Below are 24,630 nucleotides of genomic sequence, written 5' to 3'. Positions count from 1 at the left end.
TTCTTTCCTCAGCCCATGGAGTGACGGTAACCCGCGGAGTAAGCGCCGGTGACATAGTGTTCCAACTGCCGTTCGATATCGCCCAGCAGTGACGAGGCACCAAAGCGGAACAGGTCCGGCTCCAGCCAGCGGTCGCCCAGCTCATCCTTGATCAGCGACAGATAAACCAAGGCATCCTTGGCCTTCGAGATACCACCCGCAGGCTTGTACCCCACACGATACCCGGTGCGATCATAGTAGTCGCGGATCGCGCGGATCATCACCAGAGAAACGGGCAGGGTGGCGTTGACGCTTTCTTTGCCGGTCGAGGTCTTGATGAAGTCCGCCCCGGCCATCATGCAGACCAGCGAAGCGCGCGCGACGTTGCGCAGGCTGCCCAGCTCTCCGGTCGCCAGGATGGCTTTGACATGGGCATCGCCGCAGGCGGCGCGGAAGGCCTTCATCTCATCATACAAAGCCTGCCAATCGCCCGACAGCGCGTGACGGCGCGAGATGACGATGTCGATCTCCTCGGCCCCGGCCTTTACGCTTTCTTCGATCTCGGCCACGCGCAGGTGAAAGGGCGACAGGCCAGCCGGAAAGCCGGTTGAAACGGCAGCCACCGGTATCCCAGTGCCTTTCAAAGCGGCAACGGCAGTCTCGATCATGTCGTGATAGACGCAGACGGCCCCGGTTGTGATCGCAGGCATATCCAGCGCTTGCAGAGTTGCTGGCGCAACCGGTTGGCGCGCCTTGGCACACAAACGGCGCACGCGCCCCACCGTGTCGTCACCTGATAGAGTGGTGAGGTCGATCATCGTAACCGCCTTCAGCAACCACGCGGCCTGATAGTCTTTCTTGACCGACCGCCGACCGGGCAGAGTTGCCGCGCGGCGCTCAATGGCCGAGGTATTGGCCTGAACGGCCCGAACCCAATCCAGATCAAGATTCATTCCGGGGTTTCTGGGTTCAGTGACTTGCGGCAGATGCGCGGTGCGCACGGGGCTGTCTGAGCGCTGCGGTTCCATTCTCACATCCTTTGGGAGGTTTGCGCCAAAATCGCACGGCTTGGCGGTAAATGGAAGGCAGCAGAGCGGTTTCGCGGGAGTTTTTTGACCATTTGGACAAATAAACTGGGATTTTGTTGCGACTAATTCGCAATAGCATTGACTTAGTTGCGAGTCGTTCTCATATTTAATCGCAACAGGGTCCGAATTCCGGAGATCAACTATGTTTCGTCGCAGTTTCCTTGCTGCTCTCGCTATCGCCGCTGCCATGCCGCTTGCTGCATGGGCGCAGGCGCCGCTGAAGGTCGTGGCTACGACCGGCATGATTGCCGACGCCGTGCGACAGGTCGGTGGCGATCAGGTCGAGGTAAAGGGCCTCATGGGTCCCGGCGTTGATCCGCATGCCTACCGTCAGACCCGCAGCGATATCGTCGCCATGACCCGCGCAGATCTGGTGCTGTGGCACGGTCTCTACCTTGAAGCGCAGATGGAGGATTTCTTTGAAGACCTCAGCCGCAAGCAAACCGTGGTTGCCGTAGCCGAAGCGTCGATAAATCGAAGCTGCGCGCGCATGACGACTATGCCGACAAATATGACCCGCATATCTGGATGAGCCCGATCCTGTGGGCCGATGTGGTCGCCAAAGTCCAAGAGACGCTAACGGAGGCCCGCCCCGAGGCTGCCGAGATTTTTGCCGCAAACGCACAGGCGCATCTGGCCGAGCTGGACGCCTTGTCAGCCTATGCAGAACAGGCCCTGACGGCAGTGCCCGAGGACAGCCGCGTTCTACTGACCGCCCATGACGCCTTCGGCTATTTTGGTGTGGCCTATGGCTATGAGGTAATGGGCGTGCAGGGCATCTCGACCCAGTCCGAGGCCGGTCTGAACCGGATCGGAGAGCTGGTCGACACTCTGGTCGACCGCCAGTTGACCGCCGTGTTCGTGGAAAGCTCGGTCTCGGATCGCTCGATGCGTGCGCTTATCGAAGGGGCTGCGGCCAAGGGCCACAAAGTCTCGGTTGGGGGTGAGCTGTACTCCGATGCCATGGGCGAGCCGGGCACATATGAGGGCACCTATGTCGGCATGCTGGATCACAATATCACCGTGATCGCAGGGGCCTTGGGGGCGGATGTTCCCGATCAGGGTCTGAACGGCAAACTCTCTGTGGGGTTTTGACTGATGCTAGAGCTTGCAGCGGTTCAGGGTGTTTCCGTCGAAGACCAAGGGATTGAGGCCAGCCCGCTGGCGGTGCGGGGTCTGACAGTCTCATACGGTCAGAAACCTGCTGTATTCTCGGTGGATATGACGGTTCAGCCGGGAGCGATGACCGCGATTATTGGCCCCAACGGGGCAGGGAAGTCGACACTCCTGAAAGCGGCGCTTGGGATCGTCACGCCCTTGTCCGGGCAGGTGACAGTGTTCGGTCAACCGCTCGAGGCACAGCGTGCCCGGATCGCCTATGTCCCGCAGCGCGCCAGTGTTGATTGGGATTTCCCGACCCGCGTTATTGACGTGGTTCTCATGGGCCTGTCGCGGCAGTTGGGCCTGTTGGGCCGTGTTCGAGCGCGGTACAAAGCGGCGGCAATGGATTGCCTGAACCGCGTTGGCATGCGCGACTTTGCGGATCGTCAGATCGGCCAGCTTTCAGGTGGCCAGCAACAGCGCGTGTTTCTGGCACGTGCCTTGGCGCAGGACGCCGATCTTTACCTGTTGGACGAGCCCTTCGCCGGCGTCGACGCCGCCACCGAAAAAGCCATCATCGCGGTACTGAAATCGCTGAAAGAGGCGGGCAAGACCGTTGTGGTCGTCCATCACGATCTGGCCACGGTCACGGACTACTTTGATCATGTCTTCCTGATCAACACACGCAGGATCGCCGAAGGCTCGGTGGCGCAGGCCTTTACTGCCGAAACCCTTCAGTCCGCATACGGAGGCCGCTTGGCCACCGCGCAAATCGACCAGATTTCGCGCGCGCTGGGGTAGGGAATGCTCTGGGATGCGCTCAGCCTGCAGCTTGGCTACAACGCCACGCTGGTCGCTATCGGTGCGAGCTTGCTGGGAGTCTCGGCCGGTGTGACCGGCACTTTTCTGTTTTTGCGCAAACGCGCGCTGGTCAGTGACGCGATCAGCCATGCGACTTTGCCGGGGGTCTGTTTGGCCTTCATGCTGCTGGTCGCCCTTGGTGGGGATGGGCGCAACCTGCTAGGTCTGCTGGCCGGATCGGCGGTGTCGGCTTGGGTGGGTCTGCTCTGCCTGAACTGGCTAACACGTCACACGCGACTGGCCGAGGATGCAGCCATCGGCGCGGTTCTGTCCGTGTTCTTCGGCTTCGGAATCGTCCTGCTGACCGTCATTCAAACCATGGGCGTTGGTCGGCAAGCGGGGTTGGAGGGGTTCCTTCTGGGCTCAACCGCCGGGATGCTGTGGGCGGATGCCTTGATCATCGCAATCGGAGGTGCGGCGACTCTGGTGCTGGTGATGATCCTGCGTCGCCCTATGACTTTGGTGGCGTTTGACCCTGAATATGCCGCCGCCCGTGGCTTGCCCGTGCATCGCATTGACCTCGCGATGATGGGGTTGGTGATGGCGGTCACTGTGGTTGGGCTGAAGATCGTTGGTCTGATCCTGATCGTGGCTTTGCTGATCATCCCTCCCGTCACTGCGCGGTTCTGGTCCGAGCGGTCGGATCGCGTTGTCTTGCTGGCCGGTTTCGCGGGCGGTTTGGCGGGCTATATCGGCGCCGCCTTGTCGGCCACTGCGCCGAATCTGCCGACCGGGCCAATCATCGTCCTGGTCAGCTTCGCCTTTTTTGTCTTGTCCCTGTTCCTCGCCCCGGTCCGCGGGATTCTGGCCGCCGTTCTGCGCCATCTGAGGTTCCAACGTCGGGTGCATATCCGGCAAGGGCTGTTGGCCTTGGCGCAAGGTCAGAAGATCTATGAACCTTTGACCCTGCGCCTGTTGCGCCGCGCTGATCTTGTGCGCGCCGATGGCGTGGCGACCGAGGCTGGCAAAGCTCGCGCTGCAAAAGCGTTGCGCGATGAAAAGCGGTGGGAGGTCGTGCGCGCAGATCAGGCGCATGAGGCGACTGCCGCGCTGTATGATGGCCTGCGCGATATCGAAACCGTACTGACCAAGGATCAGATCGCCGAAATAGACCACCGCATCGGCGGACCACAGGGGGTTCCGGCATGAGCGGTGAGGAATTCGTACCCCTGTCGCTGACGCCGCTGCTGATCGGCACCTTCGCGGCGATTGCCTGCGCCTTGCCAGGCAATTTCCTCGTGCTGCGCAAACAGGCGCTGATCGGGGATGCGATCAGCCATGTGGTCCTGCCCGGCATCGTTGTGGCCTTTCTGCTGACCGGAGCGATCTCAACCTGGCCCATGATGCTGGGTGCGGCGGGTGCGGCGATCGTGGCCGTTATTCTGATCGAGGCGATCAGGAGGCTGGGTCAAATCGAGCCGGGTGCGGCGATGGGTGTGGTCTTTACCACCATGTTTGCGGCAGGTGTGCTGATTTTGGAGCAGACGGATACTTCAACCGTACACTTGGACGTGGAACATGCGCTGTATGGCAATTTAGAAAGCCTGATCTGGCTGGATGCGACGGGCTGGTCCTCGCTTTGGGACCTGCAGGCCTTGGCCGGGCTGCCGCCGGAACTGCCTCGGATTGCAGTGACGATGCTGGGTGTTCTGCTGTTCACATGGCTCTTCTGGCGGCCGCTAAAAATCTCGACCTTCGATGAGGGGTTCGCGCGTACCATAGGCATCCGCACGGGCGCGCTAGGGCTGGCGTTGGTCATCGTCGCCGCGATCGCTGCTGTTGCCGCCTTTGATGCCGTCGGCTCGATCATCGTGATCGCCATGTTCATCTGCCCCCCTGCTGCGGCGCGCATGATGACCAACCGGCTGGAGACGCAAATCGCCTGGAGCGTGGGATCCGCCATCCTCTCAGCTCTTTCGGGATATGTGCTGGCCGGGTATGGCCCGCTTTGGCTGGGCGCGGCGGACGCCGTCAGCGCGGCAGGGATGATCGCCACCATGTCCGGCGCGATCCTGGCCCTGACCGCCATTTTCGGCCCGTGCCGCACCCGAGTGGGTGCGCACACACCTGCGTGAAGCGGCACTTTCCTGCCACTGGTTCCCGCAGGTCATCGGCTGAACTTTGCCCAGAGTAAATAAAGATGACTCTTAATAAGCAATTTAACTAATTGCATGTTAGGTCAATTATTACCGGCTAACAGCTACCACTCACTTCGGTAAGTCCGGGCAGGGTTCGGTGAGGGCGGCACAGCCAGCCCCCGAACACTGTCCGGCCCCCCTCCTTCTTGATCTGAAAGATCGGCCGATATTACGGTTCAATCCGGTGGCAGAATCGGGCCGTGATGTGCTAGGTCTGGTGGTATGGCGCAGACGACCCCCAATATCAGCGAAACACGACCCGTTATCCGGCAGCTCGACGATGCTGCGATCAACCGCATCGCCGCGGGTGAAGTGGTCGAACGTCCGGCCTCGGCTGTCAAGGAACTGGTCGAGAATGCCGTCGACGCCGGAGCCACCCGTATTGCCATAGATATCGCGGGCGGGGGCAAGACCTTGATTCGTGTCACCGATGATGGCTGTGGTATCGCGCCCGAGGATCTGCCGCTGGCCTTGTCGCGTCATGCGACCTCGAAAATCGACGGGTCCGACCTTTTGAACATTCACACCTTCGGCTTTCGGGGTGAAGCTTTGCCCTCGCTCGGCGCGGTAGGTCGTTTGTCGATCACCAGCCGCGTTCCGGGGGCGAATGCGGCGTCGATTGCGGTTTCGGGCGGCAAGATGGAGGCGGTGAAGCCCGCCGCCCTTCGTGCAGGCACAGTGGTCGAGCTGCGCGATCTGTTCTTCGCCACGCCGGCGCGGCTCAAGTTCATGCGCACCGACCGGGCCGAGGCGCAGGCCATTGGCGATACGGTCAAACGCCTCGCAATGGCCGAGCCTTCCGTCACGTTCACCTTGCGCGATGTTTCGGGCGGAGGTGAGGGTCGCGTGACCTTCCGCGCCGACCGCGAAAATGGCGATCTTTTCGATGCCCTTCACGCCCGTCTGGCCCGCGTGATCGGCCGCGAGTTCGCCGAAAACGCCCTGCAGATCGACGCGACGCGCGAAGGTATTCGTTTGTATGGCTACGCTGCCCTTCCGACCTATTCGCGCGGGGCTGCGGTTGCGCAATACCTGTTCGTCAATGGCCGTCCAGTCCGTGACAAGATGCTAACCGGAGCACTTCGGGCGGCGTATTTCGACTTCCTCAGCCGCGACCGCCACCCGGCTGCGGCGCTGTTTATCGACTGCGATCCGACGCTGGTGGACGTCAATGTGCACCCTGCTAAATCCGAGGTTCGGTTCCGTGATCCCGGCGTTGCGCGCGGATTGATCGTTTCCGCCCTGCGTCACGCGCTGGCCGAGGCCGGGCATCGTGCGTCCTCGACCGTAGCCAACGCGACTTTGGGCGCGATGCGGCCCGAGGCACCTCAGCCCATCCCTGCGCGGGTCTACCAGATGGACCGCCCGTCTCAGGCGGCCCGGCAAGCAGCGTATCGGGCGCAATCCCCTGGCTTTGCCGAGCTGGCGAGGGACTATAGCGGCAGCATCGTTGAGCCGACCCCGGTTGTGACTCCGGTTACCGCTGAAGAACCTACACCTCAGGACTTGCCCTTGGGGGCCGCACGCGGTCAGGTGCACGAGAATTACATCATAGCCCAAACAGCCGACGGGATGGTCATCGTCGACCAGCACGCGGCGCATGAGCGGTTGGTTTATGAAAAACTCAAAACGCAGATGGCTGAGAACGGTGTCGCCGCGCAGGCTTTGTTGATCCCTGAAATCGTTGAGCTGCCCGAAGGCGATTGCGCGCGGCTGATGGCTGTGGCCGACGACCTCTCGCGCCTTGGCCTGACGCTCGAGCCTTTTGGCGGCGGCGCCATAGCGGTGCGCGAAACTCCTGCCATTCTGGGCGAGGTCGATGCCCGCGCGATTATCCTGGATATCCTTGATGAGCTTGCCGATCAGGGCGACAGCCAGATGGTGCAGGCGCGGATCGAGGCGATCCTCAGCCGCGTTGCCTGCCATGGTTCGATCCGCTCCGGCCGCCGGATGCGGGCCGAGGAAATGAACGCCCTGCTGCGCGAGATGGAGGCCACCCCGCATTCCGGCCAATGCAACCACGGCCGACCCACTTATGTTGAACTGAAACTCAGCGATATCGAGCGCCTGTTCGGGCGCAGTTGATCCGGTCACGCGAAGCGTCTAAAAAGATAGAAACAAAACGAGAACATACAGGTTTATATGATCGAGATTGCAGGCACCCAATATGCACTGAATGACCCCGTAATCCTCGTTGCGGGTGGCGTTCTGGCGCTGATCCTTTTGTTGCTGTTCCTGTCGCTACGGGCGTCGCAGCGTTCCGCGCGGATGGCAGAACCTCTGGCGCGTCAGATGGCACATCTGGGGCAACATGTGCAGGCCTTGGGGCAGGGGCAGGAGCAATTGCGCGGCGGGTTGCAGCATGTCTCGGACACGCAGGCCAATGCGCAGGTGCAGGTGATCCAGACGGTCGAATCCCGCTTGTCCTCGGTACAGCAGCAGATGAATGACCGGCTGGCCGACAATGCCATGAAATCGGCCCGTGCGCTGGCGGAGATGCAGGAGAGGATGAAGGAGTCGCTGCATGGGTCCTCCAAGCAGACTGCGACTTCGCTGACCCAGCTACAAGAGCGGTTGGCCGCCATCGACAAGGCGCAGGACAACATCACCAAGCTGTCCGGCGATGTGTTGTCGCTGCAGGATATCCTGTCGAACAAACAGACCAGGGGCGCGTTTGGTGAGATTCAGCTGAACGACATCGTCTCCAAAGCGCTGCCGCATGACAGTTTCCAGTTGCAGGCGACCCTCTCGAACGGACGTAGGGCGGATTGTCTGATCCATCTTCCGAACCCTCCGGGGCCAATTGTGATCGACAGTAAATTCCCGTTGGAGGCCTATGAGGCGCTGATTGGATCGACCAATGATGCCGAGCTGAAGGCGGCGGTTCAGATGTTCCGCAGCACGGTGCGCAAACATATCAACGATATCGCTGAGAAATACATTCTGGATGGCGAAACAGCCGATGGCGCGCTGATGTTCCTGCCGTCCGAGGCGGTCTATGCGGAGCTGCACGCCAAGTTCCCCGAATTGGTACAGGAGAGTTTTACCAAACGCGTCTGGATCGTGTCACCGACCACCTGCATGGCGACGCTGAACACGATGCGGGCGATCCTCAAGGACGCACGGATGCGCGAACAAGCAGGCGCCATCCGCAAAGAGCTGGGAATGCTGCACAAGGATGTCGAGCGTCTGGGCGACCGCGTTGCCAATTTGGATCGCCATTTCGGGCAGGCGGCCAAGGATATCTCGGACATCAAGATCAGTGCGGAAAAAGCTGGCCGCAGGGCGCAACGGCTTGATAACTTTGATTTTGAGGAATTGGCGCCAGAGGCCCCCTCGGAGGTCGTCCCTTTAACACGGCACGAGGGCTGAGTGCGCATCCTGACAAACAGGTTGCAGAATGAAAAATGCGGCGCACCCGCCTGAAATTGACCAACTGCTGAGAACGGCCGAGCAGGACGCGGAGCAGATCGTTGGCCTGTTGCGGATGGGTGTTGCAGCGGGCCTGGGCGTCTTTTTCCTTGTCACGATCCAACCGGTTTCGAACAGCGGACACGCGGTTCTGGAGCGCCAATGGGCGTTCGCGTTCGGAACCCTTTTTGCCTATTTCCTGCTTGGCTTCGTGACTTGGATCGCAGCCCGCAGGGGGCGCTTTCGGGTTGGATGGCGTGGCCTGTGTCGGGCGCGGATTCTGTGTTCCTGATTGTCTCGGTTTGGTTGGGCTTGCTCAATACTGGCCTTGTCGGGGACGAGGTCTTCGTTTTGCCCGCCGTCTGGCTGGCCCCTGTGGTTCTGGCTTTCGGAGTATTGCGCGGCAACCCCAAGGTCATGTTGATGCAGGTTGTCTTGCTGTCGCTTGGGTTTCTGTTCCTGATCGGGATAGATGCAGGATCCGCGAGGGGTCACACAGACAGTCCTATCTGGCTGTTTCTGGCACCCCCTCCCAACCTGATCCGTGTCTTCATGATCGCCCTGGCCGGGGTGGTTCTGATCGTCGCCGCAAGGCGGGTTAACAAATTGCTGTTTCAATCCATAACTGAGGCGCAGCGTCGCGCGAACCTGACGCGCTACCTGCCCTCACAGGTCGTGCAGGACCTTGGTGACAGCGGATTGGCGGCGTTGAAGAACGGACGCCGCCAGAAGGCCGGTTTGATTTTCATCGACCTGCGCGGATTCACAACACTGTCGCAACAGCTGGAGCCGGATGAGGTCTCTGAGCTTATCTCAGACTACAGACGCCGGGTCTCGGCTGTCGTGCGTCGGGAAAACGGTATCATCGACAAGTTCATCGGAGACGCCGTCATGATCGTGTTTGACGGTGAGCAGGCCGCAAAACGCTGCCTGAACTGCGGCGCAGGACTGTTGGACGAAATGGCCCGCTGGACCGCCGAGCGCAAATCGGCGGGCCTTCCTTCACTTGGCACCGGAATCGGCTTGCATTGGGGTGAGGTGTTTCTCGGCGTGATAGGCGATCAGGACAGGCTGGAGTTTTCGGTGTTCGGAGACGCGGTGAACACAGCCGCAAGGCTTGAAAGCCTGACCCGCGATCTGGAAATGGACCTGATCGTCTCGAACGACCTTGTGACAGCGGCCGGAGGGCCGGGCCTCCTGGACGGGCTGGTCAGCATCCCCCCGATCGAGGTCAAGGGCCGCAGCGGCGCGTTAGAGCTGTTGGGCGTTCCCATCCGGTCTGAAAGCGCCAAAGACCACAACGAGGCCAAGTAGCAACTTACTGGATCGACAGGTCCAGATTGTAGCCCACCGTTTTGCCCGTATCCCGGTCATTGCCCATCAGGTACACGCGGATCGTATAGTCCCCGTCCTCGGGCAGATCGATGCGGGCGGTGTTGCCGTCAATCGAGCCGTTATAGATCGCGACGCCATCGCTACCGGGGGGCAGGATGTTGAAATAGACCACACCATTGCCATTGGTGTCGCTGACCTTGAGATCGGCAAACATCTCTTGCCCGGCTTTCGCGCCGAGAGAGTAGTCAAAATACTCATCTCCGGTCACGGTACCGTTGACCATTGTGCCAAAGTTGCCTGGCTCGAACTTCACCTCGGCCTTCATTTGGGCAGACGCAATCGTGGAAAAGCACGCAAAGCCAAGCGCGATCAAGCTTGTTCGGTTCATGAAATATCTCCTGTCAGAGGCAGTTCTGATCCGAACTATACACGATCAGATCCGCAGGAAGGGCTGGAAAAGGCGCGGCATCAGTTTGCTAAACTTCAGCGGCGCGTCCGTGACAGCCAAGCAGATGCAATCCTCGGTGATGTCCGCCGTCGGCGTGTGATGCAGGTCTTCATCTGCAATCTCGACATCGCCGCGTGCGAAGCGATCAACCTCATCCGAAAACGCGCCCTGAAGAACCATCGTCAATTCCGTGCCGTTGTGGCTGTGATCCGGGACGGCGACACCTGCGGGAATGAACAGCAAGCGGGCGGTGGCCTCTTTGCTGGTCGGCAGGATCGCTTGTTTCACGCCCATGCCAATCGGTTTCCACTGGATGTCATCAACTGTCCCGCCGACGTAGTCTTGCAGGGGGGTCGGCAGGATGGCGCAGCCCGGACGGGCGGGCTTGGGGGTCGGTGCGCCTTGAGAAATCAGGGCCATCGTTGCGGCAAGGGATGTGTCACTCATGCTGACAGCGTCGGGTTGCGCGTCCAGAACATGTCCACCGACGGCCTCATAGCTTTCGGCGCGCGCACGGCAGTGGTCGCAAAGCGACAGATGGGTTGCGACCATCAGGTCGAACGCCTCGGGCAGAGAGCCGGCGGCATAGGCCATCAGCAGCTCATCTGTCAGGTGATGTTTAATCGACTGGCTCATCTTGCTCATCTCAGTTCATCGCGTGGCGCAAGCGGTCCAGCGCCAACCTAATACGTGATTTGATCGTTCCCAGGGGCAACCCAGTCTGAGACGCAATCTCTCGGTGACTCAGGTCCCCGAAATACGCCTTCTCGATCAGCTCTCTCTGCGCCTCGGGCAACGCCAGCATGGCGGTGCGCAGCTGCGCGGTTTCCTGTTGCAGCGCAAGGACATCGTCCTGCTCCGGCTCAGCCTCGGGGCCCCATCCCAGTTCCTCGGGTTCAGGGCGGCGTTGCTTGCGCAGGACGTCAATGCGCTTGTTCCGAGCGATGGTGAACACCCAAGTGGCCACCGTGCCCCGCGACGGATCGAACAGATGGGCCTTGTGCCACAAGGTCGCCATCACCTCTTGCGCGCATTCTTCGGCCAGCGCGGCGTCTGATCCTGACTTCATCAGGAACGCCTTGATACGCGGCGCGAAATGCTGGAACAGCTCGGCAAAAGCCGCCTGGTCCTGCGCGTCTCGGATGCGCCTGACATGGTCCACCCACTCGGTCCTGGTGTCGCAACTGCCGTTCGTTCCGTTCACCTGTCTACCCTTGATGCGTTTCTTTGCGCGCCAAGGCTGAGGGGCGGCCTGTTCAGCCGCAGGTTCGTCCAAGGTCACGGTATTGATCTCGGTAAACATAACCGGATTACGCGGGGGGCACCAAGGCGGATCACTTTCATGCGGCAAAAAAAGTCCAAACCGGGGTGGATTCCGTATTTCAAATGACGTCTCTTTTCTGAAAAGGGCGCAAGTCGAACAAATTACGGGCAAAGCAGGACGCGCGGCGGAATGAAAAATATCGACCACATAGCAGGTTACACCTATCACGGTCGCAGAGGGGCGATTGAAAACGCCTTTCGCTATTCGGTCGATTACATCCTGCTGGACCCCGAAGCCGATCTGTTCACGCCGCTTCTTTTTTCGGTTGACCGAGTGAATATCACCAATTGGCGCAAGTCAGATCACGGCGGTGAACCGGGGCAGGGGATCGGAGCCCCATGGCTGCGCGCCCGGTTTGAGGAACTGGAGGTGCCCCAGCCTGCGCAGATCATGTTACTGACGCAGCCGAGGGTTCTGGGCCATGTTTTCAACCCGGTCAGTTTCTGGTTCTGTTTCGATGGGAATGGGCAGGTTTACGCTGTGGTTGCCGAAGTCACAAACACTTACGGGACACGCCACAGCTATGTTTGCCACAAGCCGGGTTTTGCGGTCATCGACCCTTCGGACCGGGTGGTGGCGGACAAGCTGATGCATGTGTCGCCCTTCCAGAAGATTGAGGGGAACTACACCTTCCGCTTCGACTATCGCCCAGATCGTGTTGGGGTGTGGATCGATTATGGGCGTGAAGGAGGCGGGCTGATCGCTACGCTGACGGGTCCGCGCCAGCCGCTGACCAACCGCTCTATTCTGTGGTCTTTGCTGCGCCGTCCGTTTGGTGCGCGGCGCACCTTTGCGCTGATCGTATGGCAGGCAATCAAGCTGTGGATCAAAAAAGCCCGCTTTCGTCCATTCCGCACGGAACCCGTTCCGGATCAGCCTGTGTCGCGGGTTCGCCGATAGTTGCCCTTCTGTTTGCGTAAGATCAAAGACTCAGGGCGCGTGTCGGGGTCTGATGTGTCGAAACCGCGAACAAGAGGAGCTAAAGGCATGTTGGAAATTTCGGCAAGGAAAGTGGCTCAGGTTGCCATGATGGGGCGTGAGCTGGGACGGGCCGAAGGTGAATTGCGCGCCTTTGTCGACCGGATGAGCGAGGATGAGCAGGCCGAGCTGGTTGCCATCATGTGGATCGGACGCGAAAGCTTTTTTGCCGAGGATCTGGCTGAGGCCATTGCCACCGCCAAATCCGAGGCCTCAACCCCCTGCGCCGATTATCTGATCGGCACGCCGCATCTGTCGGATCATCTTGAGAATGGGTTGGATGCATTGGGCATATCGGCTGAGGATATCGAGAACGATCTGATGTAGCCGAAGGCTCCGGATAGCGCGTGCCATCGCGCTCCAACTTCCTAAAGAAACTTTAATGGAACGCTGCTTTTTGGTTAACGCAGCGTCCCTTTATTTGATGTCAGTACTACACTGAAAATCAAATTTAGGAGGAAAAGAAATGGCACATACACATACTGCAGAAGCCCGGACTGGCCTCTTTGACGGTTTGTTCTCGAACTACGCGGACGCAAAGGTCGAGTTTTTTCGCAGACGCATTTTCTCGAACACGGTGCGCAATCTGGAAAGACTTTCGGATCACCAACTCGCGGATATCGGGATTGATCGGAGCGAGATTAAACAACGCGCCTATGAGAGCGTTTTCAAGGGTGCCCCACTTCGAAAATGAAACAGGGTCCGCGACCGTTCGCAAACGCCGTTTTTGTAATGAGTGAGGTAACGAATATGTTTGATGTCATCCCGCCCGCAAATCAGCCAACGCCATCCGCTACGGCTCTACTACTGTTTGATCGCGCCATGCGCATTAGGGCCATAAGTCCGGAAATTGTGCGTGCTGCGCAGTATCTTGATGGCCTGAGCGACAATCAGTTGGCCGAGTTGGGCATAAACCGTAGCGATATCGAGGACACGATCAATCGATATATCTGACGCTCGGGCGTCGTAAGGAAAGCCAGACGATAAGATGGAAAAAATACGAGATTGAAGGCCATTCCAGACGTGCTGGGATGGCCTTTTTCTTTTTGCCGGCTGGCTAACCCAGGTGATCCACGATTTGCAGATGCTGCGCGAGCGTGTCGATTTCACCCATCCAGCCTTGCACCAGTTTCGGATCGCTGGGCGCTGCGTGAACACCAGCAGGGATGCCGCGGTTCAGGACGGCCTCAACCGCCAGTGAGACCGGGATCGACACCAGACGTGCCATCGCGGTGCCGCGTTCATCGCCCCAGGCATCCATGACGTAGGTTTTGTTCCACACCTCAACGCCATCTTTCTCGGCTTTCAGGCCAACGCACAGAACCACGCGGTCGGGCTCGCCTTCGTCATAGGCGTTTTCGGCCCAGAACTGATCCGACATCTCTTTCAGACGCGCATCGCCTTCGGGGCCTGAAAGGGTTTCGATTTCGGTGAACACGCCGTCCCATGCATCTGTCCAGCCGTTCAGGCGCAGGGTGCCGCGGACGAATTCTTTGACCGGCCAGTGGTCCTCGAATTGATATTCGGCCATGAAGGGCAGCGAGTCGCGGTTGGGGTAGACCTCGAAGCTCTCGGGCGTTGGCAGCGGCGCGATATAGCTGCTGATCGCGTCCCATGGGCGGGCGACGTCTAGCGGGGCGTAGTCACGGATCGACTTCGATGGCGACCGCAGCGCTTTGAGAACACCCAAGGGCGACCAGCTGAATTTATAGCGGAACGGGTTCGGGTTCTTGGGGATGCCACCGCAATAAGAGATGAAGCTGAGGTGGTTCTGCGCATCGAACGCGTCCGAGGCGCGGTAGTCGTCGACCAATGCGTGGGCCATCAAGTGATCGATGCCCGGGTCCAGCCCGACTTCGTTGACCAAAGCCACACCAGCCTCCCGCGCCTTGTCGTCCAACGCGCGCATTTCGGGCGCAATGTAGGAGGACGAGACGAAATTGGCCTGTTTCGAGATCGCCAGCTCCGCCAGCGGTACGTGCCAGTCGCCGGGCAGCATAGAGACGATCACGTTGCCCTTCTCCAGCACCGCGCCCAAGGCGTCGATGCCAAAGGCGCGGATGTCGTCGGTCAGGTCTCCGACCTCGGCTTTGGCCTTCTCAACGGTTCGGTTCCAAACAGTAACCTTTTGCCCGCCTTCGATCAGGCGGCGCAGGCCGGGGATGGCCGACAGGCCGGTGCCACACCAGTGAATCGTCATCGCTCAGATCCCTCTCATATGCGTTTTGTAGGTTGCTTCTGCCCGACCCCAGACGCCGCTGTCCAGATCGGTGAGCGTCAGCAGAGACGGCAGCAGTTGCGCCGCGTAGTCTTGCGAGCTTTCGACCGGCAGCATCGAGGGCAGGTTGTCGATGGCCATCACATCCATCACCGGGTCGGTCGCGACGCGCAGGGCGGGGGCCTCCCACGTGGTGGCGCGGTCATAGACCGGGACCGGGTTGTAGTCGCTGTCCGGGTCGCAGGCCACGTCGCCGATGGCGGTCAACTTACGCGGCGCGGTCAGCGCCTCACGCGGGACAAAGACCGGCGTGCCGGGGCGCGCGAAAATGCAATTCAGGAACAGGTCATGATCCAGGATTTCCGGGAATGGGCCTCCGCTGGCGGTCTCGGCCATGTCCCATTTGGTGACGTTGACACCCATCGCTTCGCACATATCTGCGGCACCCGTACCCACTCGGCCTAACGCGCCGATAACGATGGCGCGAGGGCGGGTGCCAATGGCGTCCAACTCGGCCAGCAATTCGGCGTTCAGGGCGTCTTTGTTGGCATAGACGCCAACGGGCGGGCATTCCTGTCCGCGTTGCTGTGCGGCCCATGTTTTCAGCGTGACCGCTGCCCCGGCATATCCGGCCCAATAGCCAAAAGCGGCGACACGTCGGCCGTTTTCGTCGACCAGATATTCCAGATCATAAAGCGTGCCGCCGCCCGCCTTGAACCGCTCTAGCAGTGCCCGACCGGAATGTTGGCCCTTGTAGGCATGGCCAAACATGATGTGGCGATGAGGCAGGGGGGTGCCGTCCTCGGGCAGCTCTTTCAGGCCGAAGATGATCGCGTCCTGCGGGGCCTCGGGCCAGCTGTTTTCAGCCGCGATCTCGCAGCCTGCGTCCTTGTAACCGTCCAGCGGGATGGCGCGGACAGAGCTTTCTTCGACCGTCAGACGGATGCCTGCCGCGATCAGCGCGGCGGCGCCTTCGGGGGTCAGCCCGACCCGATCCTCGTTCGGGCGCTGTTCTGCCCGGACCCAGAGATGTGTCATTGTCATTCCTTTTGTCAGAGCATTCCGGCGGCATGGGCCGCCTGAACGGAAGGGCGTGCCTCCATCGCCTCGCGGAAGGCGAGGATTTTGGGGAAGGCCGAGACATCTACGCCGTCGCCCTCCAGCCAACTGCACACCACATAGAGGTAGGCATCGGCAAGCGAGAAGGTCTCACCCAGAACGAACGGCCCGCGCAGCCCGTTCGACGAGATGTATTTGCAGGACGCGGTCATGGTCTGCGCGACCTTATCCTTCATGTTTTTCCAGCTGGATTTCTTGTCGGCCCAGCGGTGCCCGCGCATCTTGTGGGCATGGTTCACATGCATGGTCGAGGCGAGGTAGTACATCACCTCGCGCATCCGCGCGGCCATGACCGGGTCTTCGGGGACCAGCCCGGCTTGCGGCGCGATGGTTGCGATATAGTCGAGCAACGCGCCGGTTTCGGTCAGGATACCGCCATCCACCGCCAGCGCCGGAACCCGGCCCTTGGGGTTGATCTGCTTGTAGGCGGGTCTGGTCTGTTCGCCATCGGCAAAGTCCAACCGGATCGCCTCAAATTCCAGACCGGCCTCCTCCAGCGCTATGGCGACAGCGACCGAGATGGTGCGGGGAGCATAATAGAGCTGCATCGGGACCTCCTTAGAGATGGGTCTGGGCGAATTGCCGGTCTGGCGCTTCCAGATGCGGGGTTGCGTTGAAAAGAACCGGGCTGAGCTGCGCTCCAATCGGGTGGAGGCGGTGCATCGAGGTGTTCATGATGGCAAGCGCCACCCGCGCCATCGACGGGATATCCAGACCCATAGCCTGCCGGACCACCATCGAGATCAGCCCACCCGAAGTTACGACAATGGCTGGCCCGCCCTCGGTTCCGATCTCATGCAGGGCGTCACTGACGCGGGTTTCAAACTGTTCGAAACTTTCGGGCGCATCCTGGATGTCGCCATCGGCCCACGCAGCGAAAGTGCGGGGCAGGTGATCAACAAACCCTTCGCGATCAGTCGGGATCGCCACGCCGTGCTGTTCGTGAAACAGCTGCGCCAGGGTGAAATACTCGATCTCGTTTAGGCGTGCGTCGCGAACCGGCTCAGGCAGCCCCATGCTCGAGGCGGTTTCGACATGCCGGGTCAGCGTGCCGCAATAGACGCGAGGATAATGCGCGCGCGTGTCGCGCAGATGCGCACCCAGCCAGCGCGCTTGCTGGTGGCCCAGATCGCTGAGCTTGTCGTAGTTAACCTCGTCCCGCGCTGCCGTGTTGGCCTGACCGTGACGAACCAGTGTTATATGTGACATGGCGGTCCCTCTTGCTGGCAAGTCTTAGGGCAGGTTCCGGGCCGGGGCCAGAGGGGTTTGGCAAAAATCGAAGGGTGATTGCAGGTTGCCGCCCGGGCGCTATGGTTGGCCGCACAACAGGTGGGGGGAGTTCATGGCAATCAACGAAAACCGCTTTTTGGCCGATCTGCACAAGCTGCGCGAATTTGGGGCCTCGGGCGTGGGCAAAGGCGTCATCCGCCCGGCCTATTCCGAGGCCGACATTGCCGCCCGGACATGGTTGGCAAGCCGGATGGCCGATGCGGGCCTGACCCCGCAATTTGATCCGGTCGGGAACTTGTTTGGTTTGACCGACGGGCCGTCCCTGCTGATGGGGTCACATAGCGATAGCCAGCCCGAGGGCGGCTGGCTAGATGGCGCGCTAGGCGTGATCGCCGCGCTTGAGATTGCGCGCAGCAGTGATCAGCCTGTCTCGGTCGTCAGCTTTCAGGATGAAGAGGGCCGGTTTGGCGTCACCACAGGCTCGGCCATCTGGTCCGGCGGTCTGCCTTTGGATCAGGCGGACAAGCTGACCGACCATGCGGGCCTACCTTTTGCCACAGCTCGGGACGCGATGGGCGATCTGGTCGGGGGCTTTGTCGATCCCACCCGTTTTACCGGGTTCATCGAGATGCATATCGAGCAAGGCCCGACGCTTGATACCCAGAAGGAACAAATCGGCGTCGTCACCGACATCGTCGGTATTCGCGATATGGTGGTTCAGTTCGACGGTCAGCAGAACCACGCCGGAACCACGCCGATGCATCTGCGCCGCGACGCGTTTCAGGCTCTGTCTGCGTTCAACACCCGTTTGAACGATCGGTTCCGAAACGTGGTTACGCCGCAAACCGTCTGGACCATTGGGCATGTGGATCTGCACCCCAACGCATCGTCCATTGTACCGGGGCGGGCGCGGTTTTCGATGCAATGGCGTGACGGGGATGCCGACCGTCTTGCAAGGATGGAGGAGGTCATTCGCGACACAGCCGCCGAGATCGCCGCAGAGATGAACATGGACCTCAACTACGGCCCGATGCTGGGGCTGGAGCCGGTGCCCATGGACCTCTCGCTGCGCGCCGCGTTGGAGCATGGGGCCGAACAGGTCGCGTCCGGTAAATGGCGCAGGATGCCCTCGGGCGCGCTTCATGATGCCACCAACGTCTCGCGCCTGATGCCGGTTGCCATGCTGTTTGTGCCGTCTATCAACGGAATCAGTCACGATTTCGCCGAGGATACCGCCGAAAGTGACCTGATCGCCGGGCTTCATGTGCTGGATCACGCCGTTCAAAGACTTCAGCCAAAACCGTAATGAGCTGTGGCGAATACGCAAATTCTCAATTGTCTGCGTGACCATAGCCAAACTCCGAGTTCAAAGTGCAGCTTCGCAATTGTGCCAGTTATCAACGCTGGGAATATCGCCTGTTGCCTAACGGAAAAAAGTTTCCTATAGGAACATTGCCGATGCATGCGCTCGTATACATGCCCGCTCTGGCTGCGGTTCTGGGCCGAAACACCAAGGCTGAATCGTTGCATTAGAGCCAGCTTGGGGCAAACTTACGAGTATGCGTTCCGACCAATCGATACGAAAAGGTATCTGCCATGACCCACGCACCGAATCGCACTCCACTTTACTCTCTTCATGTTGAGTTGGGTGGGAAGATGGTTGATTTTGCGGGCTGGGAGATGCCTGTTCAATATCCGTTGGGGATTATGGGGGAGCACAAGCAGTGTCGTGAGAAGGCGGCGGTGTTTGATGTGAGCCATATGGGTCAGGTGATCCTGCGCGGTGAGAATGTGGGCGAGAAGCTCGAGGCGCTTTGCCCGCAGGCCTATGCGACGCTGAAGGAAGGCAAGGCGCGGTACGGGTTCTTTACGAATGAAGACGGCGGGATCATGGATGACCTGATCGTGTCGAACGCGGGGGATCACTATTTTGTGGTGGTGAACGCGGCGCTGCGCCATCAGGACATTCCGCATATGCGCGAGCACCTCGAAGGCGTCGAAGTGACCGAGATATTCGACCGCGCGCTGGTCGCCGTGCAAGGCCCCGCAGCGGAGAACGTTGTGGGTGAGCTTTGCCCGCCCGCCCGCGATCTGAAGTTCATGGAAACCACCGTGGCCGATATCAACGGCGTCGAATGCCGTATCTCGCGCCTGGGCTATACCGGTGAGGACGGGTACGAGATCTCGATCCCAGAGGACAAGGCGATTGAGATCACCCGCGCCTTCCTGGCGCATGAGGATTGTGAAGCGGCCGGTCTGGGCGCGCGCGACAGCCTGCGGCTGGAGGCCGGGCTGTGCCTTTATGGCAATGACATCGACCAGAGCACCTCGCCGATCGAAGCCTCGCTGAGCTGGGCGATCCAGAAGCGCCGCAAGGAAGAAGGCGGGTTCCCGGGGGCCGAGCGCATCCAGAGAGAACTGGCCGAGGGCGCATCCCGCAAGCTGGTGGGCATCAAGCCCGAGGGCCGCGCGCCTGCGCGTCAGGGCGTTGAGATCCAGTGCACGGAAGGCAACACCATCGGTCAGATTACCTCGGGCGGGTTTGGCCCGACGGTCGGTGGCCCCGTTGCGATGGGCTATGTGTCCGCAGGTCATGGTGAGCCGGGCGAGACCGTCAATCTGATCATTCGGGGCAAGCCACAACCGGCCGAGATCGTGGCGCTGCCCTTCGTCACCCAGAATTACAAGCGTTGAAGTCAGGAGAGAGACAAGATGGCAACCTATTATTCCGAAGAGCACGAGTGGATCGACGTGAATGGCGACACAGCCACTCTGGGCATCACCAAACATGCCGCCGAGCAGCTGGGCGATGTGGTCTTCGTGGAACAGCAGGAAGTGGGTGATGAGTTTGAGAAAGACGGCGAGATCGGTGTGATCGAATCCGTCAAGGCGGCCTCGGAACTCTATGCCCCGGTTGATGGCGAGATCGTCGAGGTCAACGAGGCGCTGGCCGACAATCCTGGCGCGCTGAACGAAGACCCCGAAGGTGAGGCATGGATCTACAAGATCAAGATCACCGACGCGTCGCAGCTGGAAGATCTGATGGATGAGGCCGGCTACAAGGACTTCATCGGCTGATCCAGACCGGAGCCCTGAATGGGGCTCCGCCCGTTCGGGCCGGACCGGCTCGTGATGATGTATCGGAGGCCTGCGCGGTCTCCGCCCGACCTGACTTATTCATAGGAGCGCTGCAATGGCTTTCAAACTGACTGACTACGAAGCCTATGACTTTGCCAATCGCCGCCATATCGGTCCCAGCCCGACCGAGATGCGCGACATGCTCAAGGTGATCGGCTTCAAGACGCTGGACCAACTGATCGACGCCACCGTTCCGCCGGCGATCCGCCAGAAAGAGCCGCTGGACTGGGGCCCGGCGATGACCGAGCGCGATGCGCTGTTCTACATGAAAGAGGTGGCGAGCAAGAACAAGGTTCTGACCTCGCTGATCGGTCAGGGCTATTACGGTACCACCACGCCTGCGCCGATCCTGCGCAACATTCTGGAAAACCCGGCCTGGTACACCGCCTACACACCTTATCAGCCCGAGATCAGCCAGGGCCGTCTTGAGGCGCTTCTGAACTTCCAGACCATGGTCAGCGATCTGACCGGGCTGGACGTGGCCAACGCCTCGCTGCTGGACGAAGCCACAGCGGCGGCCGAAGCCATGGCGATGGCCAAGCGCGGCGGGCGTTCGAAAGCCAACAACGCGGCCTTTTTTGTCGATAAGAACTGCCACCCGCAGACCATCGCGGTGATCAAAACCCGCGCTGAGCCTCTGGGCATCGACGTGCAAGTCGCCGATCCCGACACGCTGGATGCAGGTGCTGTCTTTGGCGCGATCTTCCAATACCCCGGCACCCACGGCCATGTGCGCGACTTCACCAAGGAAATCGCAGCGCTGCATGAACACAAAGCCATTGCCATCGTGGCGGCCGACATCCTGTCGCTGGCGCTGCTGAAGTCACCGGGTGAGATGGGCGCGGATATCGCCATCGGCTCGACCCAGCGCTTTGGTGTTCCGATGGGCTATGGCGGCCCGCACGCCGCTTACATGGCGACCACCGACAAGCTGAAGCGGTCCATGCCGGGCCGGATCATCGGCGTCAGCATCGACAGCCGCGGCAACAAAGCGTATCGCCTCGCGCTGCAAACCCGCGAGCAACACATTCGCCGCGAGAAAGCGAACTCGAACGTCTGTACTGCGCAGGCGCTGCTGGCGGTGATTGCCTCGATGTATGCGGTCTATCACGGCCCCGACGGCATCAAGGCCATCGCGCAATCGGTACACCGCAAGACCTCGCGCCTGGCCGCTGGCCTGGAAGAGGCGGGCTTCTCGGTCGAACCCGAAGTGTTCTTCGACACCATCACCGTTGAGGTCGGCCATCTGCAGAAGACCGTCATGGAGGCCGCCGTAGCCCGGGGCGTCAACCTGCGCAAGGTCGGCGAGACCAAGGTTGGCATCAGCCTGGACGAACAGACCCGCCCCGAGACCATCGAAGCCGTCTGGGGGGCCTTTGGCATCGACAAGACAGACGACAGCTCGAACAAGCAGTACCGCCTGCCGGACTACGCGCTGCGCGAGACGCCCTATCTGACCCACGAGATCTTCCACAAGAACCGGGCCGAGGCCGAGATGACCCGCTATATGCGCCGTCTGGCCGACCGCGACCTGGCGCTGGACCGGGCGATGATCCCGCTGGGCTCGTGCACCATGAAGCTGAACGCCACGATCGAGATGATCCCGGTCACCTGGCCCGAGTTCGGCAATCTGCACCCGTTCTGCCCCGAAGATCAGGCGCAGGGCTATCACGAGATGATTGCCGATCTGAACGACAAGCTGTGCCAGATCACCGGCTATGACGCGATCTCCCAGCAGCCCAACTCGGGCGCGCAGGGCGAGTATGCAGGCCTGCTGACCATCCGCAACTATCACTTCGCCCGCGGCGAAGGGCACCGCAATGTCTGCCTGATCCCAACCTCGGCGCATGGGACCAACCCGGCCTCGGCGCAGATGGTGGGCTGGCAGGTTGTCCCGGTGCAGGCGGATGAGAATGGCAACATTGATCTGAACGACTTCCGCGCCAAGGCCGAGAAGCATTCCGATCATCTGGCCGGTTGCATGATCACCTACCCCTCGACCCATGGCGTGTTCGAGACCACCGTGCAGGAGGTCTGCCAGATCACCCATGATCACGGCGGTCAGGTCTATATCGACGGCGCCAACATGAACGCCATGGTGGGTCTGTCGCGTCCCGGTGACATTGGCGGCGATGTCAGCCACCTGAACCTGCACAAGACCTTCTGCATCCCGCATGGCGGCGGCGGTCCCGGCATGGGTCCAATCGGCGTCAAGGCTCACCTGACCGAACACCTGCCCGGCCATCCGGAATACGGCACCGCCGTGGGTCCGGTCTCGGCGGCGCCCTTCGGCTCGCCCTCGATTCTGCCGGTCAGCTGGGCCTATGTGCTGCTGATGGGTGGCGCGGGCCTGACCCAGGCGACCAAAGTAGCGATCCTGAACGCCAACTACATCGCGGCGCGTCTGCAGGATGCCTATCCGATCCTCTACACCTCCGAGACCGGTCGTGTGGCGCATGAATGCATCCTCGACACCCGTCCGCTGGATGAGGCGGCGCATGTGACCGTGGATGACGTCGCCAAACGTCTGGTCGACAGCGGCTTCCACGCGCCGACCATGTCCTGGCCGGTGGCGGGCACCCTGATGGTGGAACCCACCGAGTCCGAACCAAAGGACGAGCTGGACCGTTTCTGCGACGCCATGCTCTCGATCCGGGCCGAGGCGCAGGACATCATCGATGGCAAGATCGACGCGGAGAACAACCCGCTGAAAAACGCCCCCCACACGGTGCGCGATCTGGTCGGCGACTGGGACCGCCCCTACACCCGCGAACAGGCCTGCTTCCCTCCGGGCTCCATGGGCGTCGACAAATACTGGTCCCCCGTCAACCGCGTCGACAACGCATACGGTGACCGAAACCTCGTCTGCACATGCCCACCAATGGAAGCATACGAAGAAGCAGCTGAATAAAACAACAAACCCCGCCAAAAGGCGGGGTTTTCGCTTATCGGAAACCTCTGTTCTCATTTGCGCTCATCTTTGGTGTCGTTTTTTGCGGTGAAAGCGTCTTTTTCGCTTGCTGCGTCTGCGAAGGCCTCATAGCTCTGTCGGCGGGACACCCCTCCCCAACGAGGGGCGTGTATCTGGAAGGGTAATACAGATGAGCATTGAACAACCGGCGACGCGGCCGGCGAATCCGCGTTTTTCCTCGGGCCCCTGCGCCAAACCCCCCACATTTGATCTGTCCAAACTGGCCGATGCCGCGCTGGGTCGTTCGCACCGTGCTGCTGTCGGCAAGGACAAGCTGAAAGCGGCCATTGAAGGCACGCGCGAGATTCTGGGCATTCCGGCGGACTACAAGATCGGTATCGTTCCCGCCTCGGACACTGGCGCGGTTGAGATGGCGCTTTGGTCGCTGCTGGGAGAGCGTAAGGTTGAAATGCTGGCTTGGGAGAGCTTCGGCACGGGCTGGGTGACTGACGTGGTCAAGCAGCTGAAGATCGACGCCGAGGTGAAGACCGCAGATTACGGGCAGATCGTTGATCTTGCTTCGGTCGATTTCTCCAATGACGTTGTGTTTACGTGGAACGGCACAACCTCGGGCGTGCGCGTACCCAATGGCGACTGGATTGCCGATGATCGTCAGGGCCTGACGATTTGTGATGCGACCTCGGCCGCCTTTGCGATGGACTTGCCCTGGGACAAACTGGATGTGACCACTTTCAGTTGGCAGAAGGTGCTGGGCGGTGAAGCTGCCCACGGGATGCTGATTCTGAGCCCGCGTGCCGTTGAGCGGTTGGAGAGCTATACACCCGCATGGCCTTTGCCCAAGATTTTCCGTCTGACCAAGGGCGGCAAGTTGATCGACGGTATCTTTACCGGAGCCACGATCAACACGCCCTCGATGCTGGCGGTTGAGGATTACCTGTTTGCGCTGGACTGGGCACGCTCGGTTGGTGGGTTGCAGGGGCTGATCGCTCGTGCCGATGCCAATGCCGGTGCGGTGTATGCGTTCTGCAACCAGAACGATTGGATCGCCAATCTTGCTGAGGACGAGGCGACGCAGTCGAACACCTCGGTCTGCCTGAAATTCACAGATGGGCGCATTCAGGACGGTGCAGCATTCGCGAAAGCCGTGGCCAAACGGCTTGAGGCCGAGAATATCGCCTTGGACATCGGTGCCTATCGTGACGCGCCTGCAGGCCTGCGCATCTGGTGCGGCGGTACGGTTGAGACCTCGGATATCGAAGCGATGCTGCCATGGCTGGCATGGGCCTTTGAGGCCGAGATCGCGGCGCAGTCTGAGGCTGCCTGACTTTTC

Annotated in this window: 24 protein-coding genes and 1 pseudogene; 17 read left to right on the top strand and 8 right to left on the bottom strand. The window is 60.6% G+C overall.

Annotated features, from left to right (window positions below; all coding sequences use genetic code 11):
- Positions 1-8: 8 nt before the first annotated feature.
- Positions 9-1,007 (bottom strand): deoxyribose-phosphate aldolase, encoded by a 999-nt coding sequence (gene deoC / locus ACOERD_RS27685; RefSeq protein ID WP_419741148.1) that lies wholly within the window; start codon positions 1,005-1,007, stop codon positions 9-11.
- A 202-nt stretch (positions 1,008-1,209) separates the two neighbouring features.
- On the opposite strand from deoC, the pseudogene ACOERD_RS27680 reads away from it, so the two are divergent.
- The 8 genes and pseudogenes from ACOERD_RS27680 to ACOERD_RS27645 all read left to right on the top strand — a co-directional run bounded on the left by ACOERD_RS27680 (position 1,210) and on the right by ACOERD_RS27645 (position 9,892).
- Positions 1,210-2,162 (top strand): annotated as a pseudogene (locus tag ACOERD_RS27680) (metal ABC transporter solute-binding protein, Zn/Mn family).
- 3 nt (positions 2,163-2,165) lie between these two features.
- The gene (locus tag ACOERD_RS27675; protein ID WP_419741147.1) at positions 2,166-2,969 is read left to right on the top strand and encodes a metal ABC transporter ATP-binding protein; all 804 of its coding nucleotides are present in this window, start codon (positions 2,166-2,168) and stop codon (positions 2,967-2,969) included.
- Between the two features lie 3 nt (positions 2,970-2,972).
- Positions 2,973-4,178, top strand: a complete 1,206-nt coding sequence (locus tag ACOERD_RS27670) for a metal ABC transporter permease (protein ID WP_419741146.1) — start codon at positions 2,973-2,975, stop codon at positions 4,176-4,178.
- Positions 4,175-5,104, top strand: coding sequence for a metal ABC transporter permease (locus ACOERD_RS27665; RefSeq protein WP_419741145.1), 930 nt, complete (start codon positions 4,175-4,177; stop codon positions 5,102-5,104). The genes ACOERD_RS27670 and ACOERD_RS27665 overlap by 4 nt, the downstream gene beginning before the upstream one ends.
- Positions 5,105-5,389: 285 nt before the next feature.
- A complete protein-coding gene (mutL, locus tag ACOERD_RS27660; protein ID WP_419741144.1) occupies positions 5,390-7,252 on the top strand; it encodes a DNA mismatch repair endonuclease MutL in 1,863 nt (620 codons plus the stop codon).
- Between the two features lie 57 nt (positions 7,253-7,309).
- Positions 7,310-8,539, top strand: coding sequence for a DNA recombination protein RmuC (locus ACOERD_RS27655; protein WP_170459724.1), 1,230 nt, complete (start codon positions 7,310-7,312; stop codon positions 8,537-8,539).
- 28 nt (positions 8,540-8,567) lie between these two features.
- On the top strand, positions 8,568-8,870 hold the full coding sequence (locus ACOERD_RS27650; protein ID WP_419741143.1) for a hypothetical protein: 303 nt from the start codon (positions 8,568-8,570) through the stop codon (positions 8,868-8,870).
- Positions 8,861-9,892, top strand: a complete 1,032-nt coding sequence (locus ACOERD_RS27645; protein WP_419741142.1) for an adenylate/guanylate cyclase domain-containing protein — start codon at positions 8,861-8,863, stop codon at positions 9,890-9,892. The genes ACOERD_RS27650 and ACOERD_RS27645 overlap by 10 nt, the downstream gene beginning before the upstream one ends.
- A gap of 4 nt (positions 9,893-9,896) precedes the next feature.
- Here ACOERD_RS27645 and ACOERD_RS27640 read toward each other — a convergent pair whose 3' ends face one another.
- Genes ACOERD_RS27640 through ACOERD_RS27630 form a run of 3 tightly spaced genes read right to left on the bottom strand, consistent with a single transcriptional unit; the run spans position 9,897 to position 11,664 of the window.
- Entirely contained in the window at positions 9,897-10,301 is a 405-nt protein-coding gene (locus ACOERD_RS27640; RefSeq protein ID WP_419741141.1) for a hypothetical protein, read from the bottom strand.
- 45 nt (positions 10,302-10,346) lie between these two features.
- Positions 10,347-10,997, bottom strand: coding sequence for a ChrR family anti-sigma-E factor (locus tag ACOERD_RS27635; RefSeq protein WP_170473205.1), 651 nt, complete (start codon positions 10,995-10,997; stop codon positions 10,347-10,349).
- A gap of 10 nt (positions 10,998-11,007) precedes the next feature.
- On the bottom strand, positions 11,008-11,664 hold the full coding sequence (locus tag ACOERD_RS27630) for a sigma-70 family RNA polymerase sigma factor (RefSeq protein WP_419741140.1): 657 nt from the start codon (positions 11,662-11,664) through the stop codon (positions 11,008-11,010).
- 150 nt (positions 11,665-11,814) lie between these two features.
- Here ACOERD_RS27630 and ACOERD_RS27625 point away from each other — a divergent pair, with 150 nt between their 5' ends.
- The 4 genes from ACOERD_RS27625 to ACOERD_RS27610 all read left to right on the top strand — a co-directional run bounded on the left by ACOERD_RS27625 (position 11,815) and on the right by ACOERD_RS27610 (position 13,617).
- On the top strand, positions 11,815-12,585 hold the full coding sequence (locus tag ACOERD_RS27625; protein ID WP_419741139.1) for a DUF1365 domain-containing protein: 771 nt from the start codon (positions 11,815-11,817) through the stop codon (positions 12,583-12,585).
- A gap of 87 nt (positions 12,586-12,672) precedes the next feature.
- Positions 12,673-12,990, top strand: coding sequence for a DUF3775 domain-containing protein (locus tag ACOERD_RS27620; RefSeq protein WP_170379290.1), 318 nt, complete (start codon positions 12,673-12,675; stop codon positions 12,988-12,990).
- 139 nt (positions 12,991-13,129) lie between these two features.
- On the top strand, positions 13,130-13,357 hold the full coding sequence (locus tag ACOERD_RS27615; RefSeq protein WP_419741138.1) for a DUF1127 domain-containing protein: 228 nt from the start codon (positions 13,130-13,132) through the stop codon (positions 13,355-13,357).
- 56 nt (positions 13,358-13,413) lie between these two features.
- Complete coding sequence (locus tag ACOERD_RS27610; protein WP_170492715.1) at positions 13,414-13,617, top strand: DUF1127 domain-containing protein; 204 nt, start codon at positions 13,414-13,416, stop codon at positions 13,615-13,617.
- Positions 13,618-13,720: 103 nt separating this feature from the next.
- Here the strand turns inward: ACOERD_RS27610 and ACOERD_RS27605 are convergent, their stop codons facing one another.
- Genes ACOERD_RS27605 through ACOERD_RS27590 form a run of 4 tightly spaced genes read right to left on the bottom strand, consistent with a single transcriptional unit; the run spans position 13,721 to position 17,209 of the window.
- Positions 13,721-14,863, bottom strand: a complete 1,143-nt coding sequence (locus ACOERD_RS27605; protein WP_419741137.1) for a saccharopine dehydrogenase family protein — start codon at positions 14,861-14,863, stop codon at positions 13,721-13,723.
- Positions 14,864-14,866: 3 nt separating this feature from the next.
- Positions 14,867-15,919 carry a saccharopine dehydrogenase gene (locus tag ACOERD_RS27600; protein ID WP_419741136.1) on the bottom strand — a complete coding sequence of 351 codons (1,053 nt, stop codon included), beginning with the start codon at positions 15,917-15,919 and terminating at the stop codon, positions 14,867-14,869.
- Between the two features lie 14 nt (positions 15,920-15,933).
- Positions 15,934-16,548: a glutathione S-transferase family protein gene (locus ACOERD_RS27595; RefSeq protein WP_419741135.1), complete on the bottom strand. Its 615-nt coding sequence runs from the start codon at positions 16,546-16,548 to the stop codon at positions 15,934-15,936.
- A gap of 10 nt (positions 16,549-16,558) precedes the next feature.
- Positions 16,559-17,209 (bottom strand): histidine phosphatase family protein, encoded by a 651-nt coding sequence (locus ACOERD_RS27590; protein ID WP_170482228.1) that lies wholly within the window; start codon positions 17,207-17,209, stop codon positions 16,559-16,561.
- Positions 17,210-17,342: 133 nt separating this feature from the next.
- Here ACOERD_RS27590 and ACOERD_RS27585 point away from each other — a divergent pair, with 133 nt between their 5' ends.
- The 5 genes from ACOERD_RS27585 to ACOERD_RS27565 all read left to right on the top strand — a co-directional run bounded on the left by ACOERD_RS27585 (position 17,343) and on the right by ACOERD_RS27565 (position 24,624).
- Positions 17,343-18,536 (top strand): Zn-dependent hydrolase, encoded by a 1,194-nt coding sequence (locus tag ACOERD_RS27585; protein ID WP_419741134.1) that lies wholly within the window; start codon positions 17,343-17,345, stop codon positions 18,534-18,536.
- 290 nt (positions 18,537-18,826) lie between these two features.
- Positions 18,827-19,924 (top strand): glycine cleavage system aminomethyltransferase GcvT, encoded by a 1,098-nt coding sequence (gene gcvT / locus ACOERD_RS27580; RefSeq protein WP_419741133.1) that lies wholly within the window; start codon positions 18,827-18,829, stop codon positions 19,922-19,924.
- Positions 19,925-19,942: 18 nt separating this feature from the next.
- Entirely contained in the window at positions 19,943-20,308 is a 366-nt protein-coding gene (gene gcvH, locus ACOERD_RS27575) for a glycine cleavage system protein GcvH (protein WP_170381008.1), read from the top strand.
- A 115-nt stretch (positions 20,309-20,423) separates the two neighbouring features.
- Positions 20,424-23,279 (top strand): aminomethyl-transferring glycine dehydrogenase, encoded by a 2,856-nt coding sequence (gcvP, locus tag ACOERD_RS27570; protein ID WP_419738812.1) that lies wholly within the window; start codon positions 20,424-20,426, stop codon positions 23,277-23,279.
- Between the two features lie 190 nt (positions 23,280-23,469).
- Complete coding sequence (locus ACOERD_RS27565; protein ID WP_419741132.1) at positions 23,470-24,624, top strand: phosphoserine transaminase; 1,155 nt, start codon at positions 23,470-23,472, stop codon at positions 24,622-24,624.
- Positions 24,625-24,630: the final 6 nt, after the last annotated feature.

The sequence above is a fragment of the Ruegeria sp. genome (assembly GCF_965199275.1).
In the GTDB taxonomy this organism is placed as follows: domain Bacteria; phylum Pseudomonadota; class Alphaproteobacteria; order Rhodobacterales; family Rhodobacteraceae; genus Ruegeria.
The sequence above is the reverse complement of the archived record's forward strand: the minus strand, read 5'-3'. Positions and strand labels throughout refer to the sequence as shown.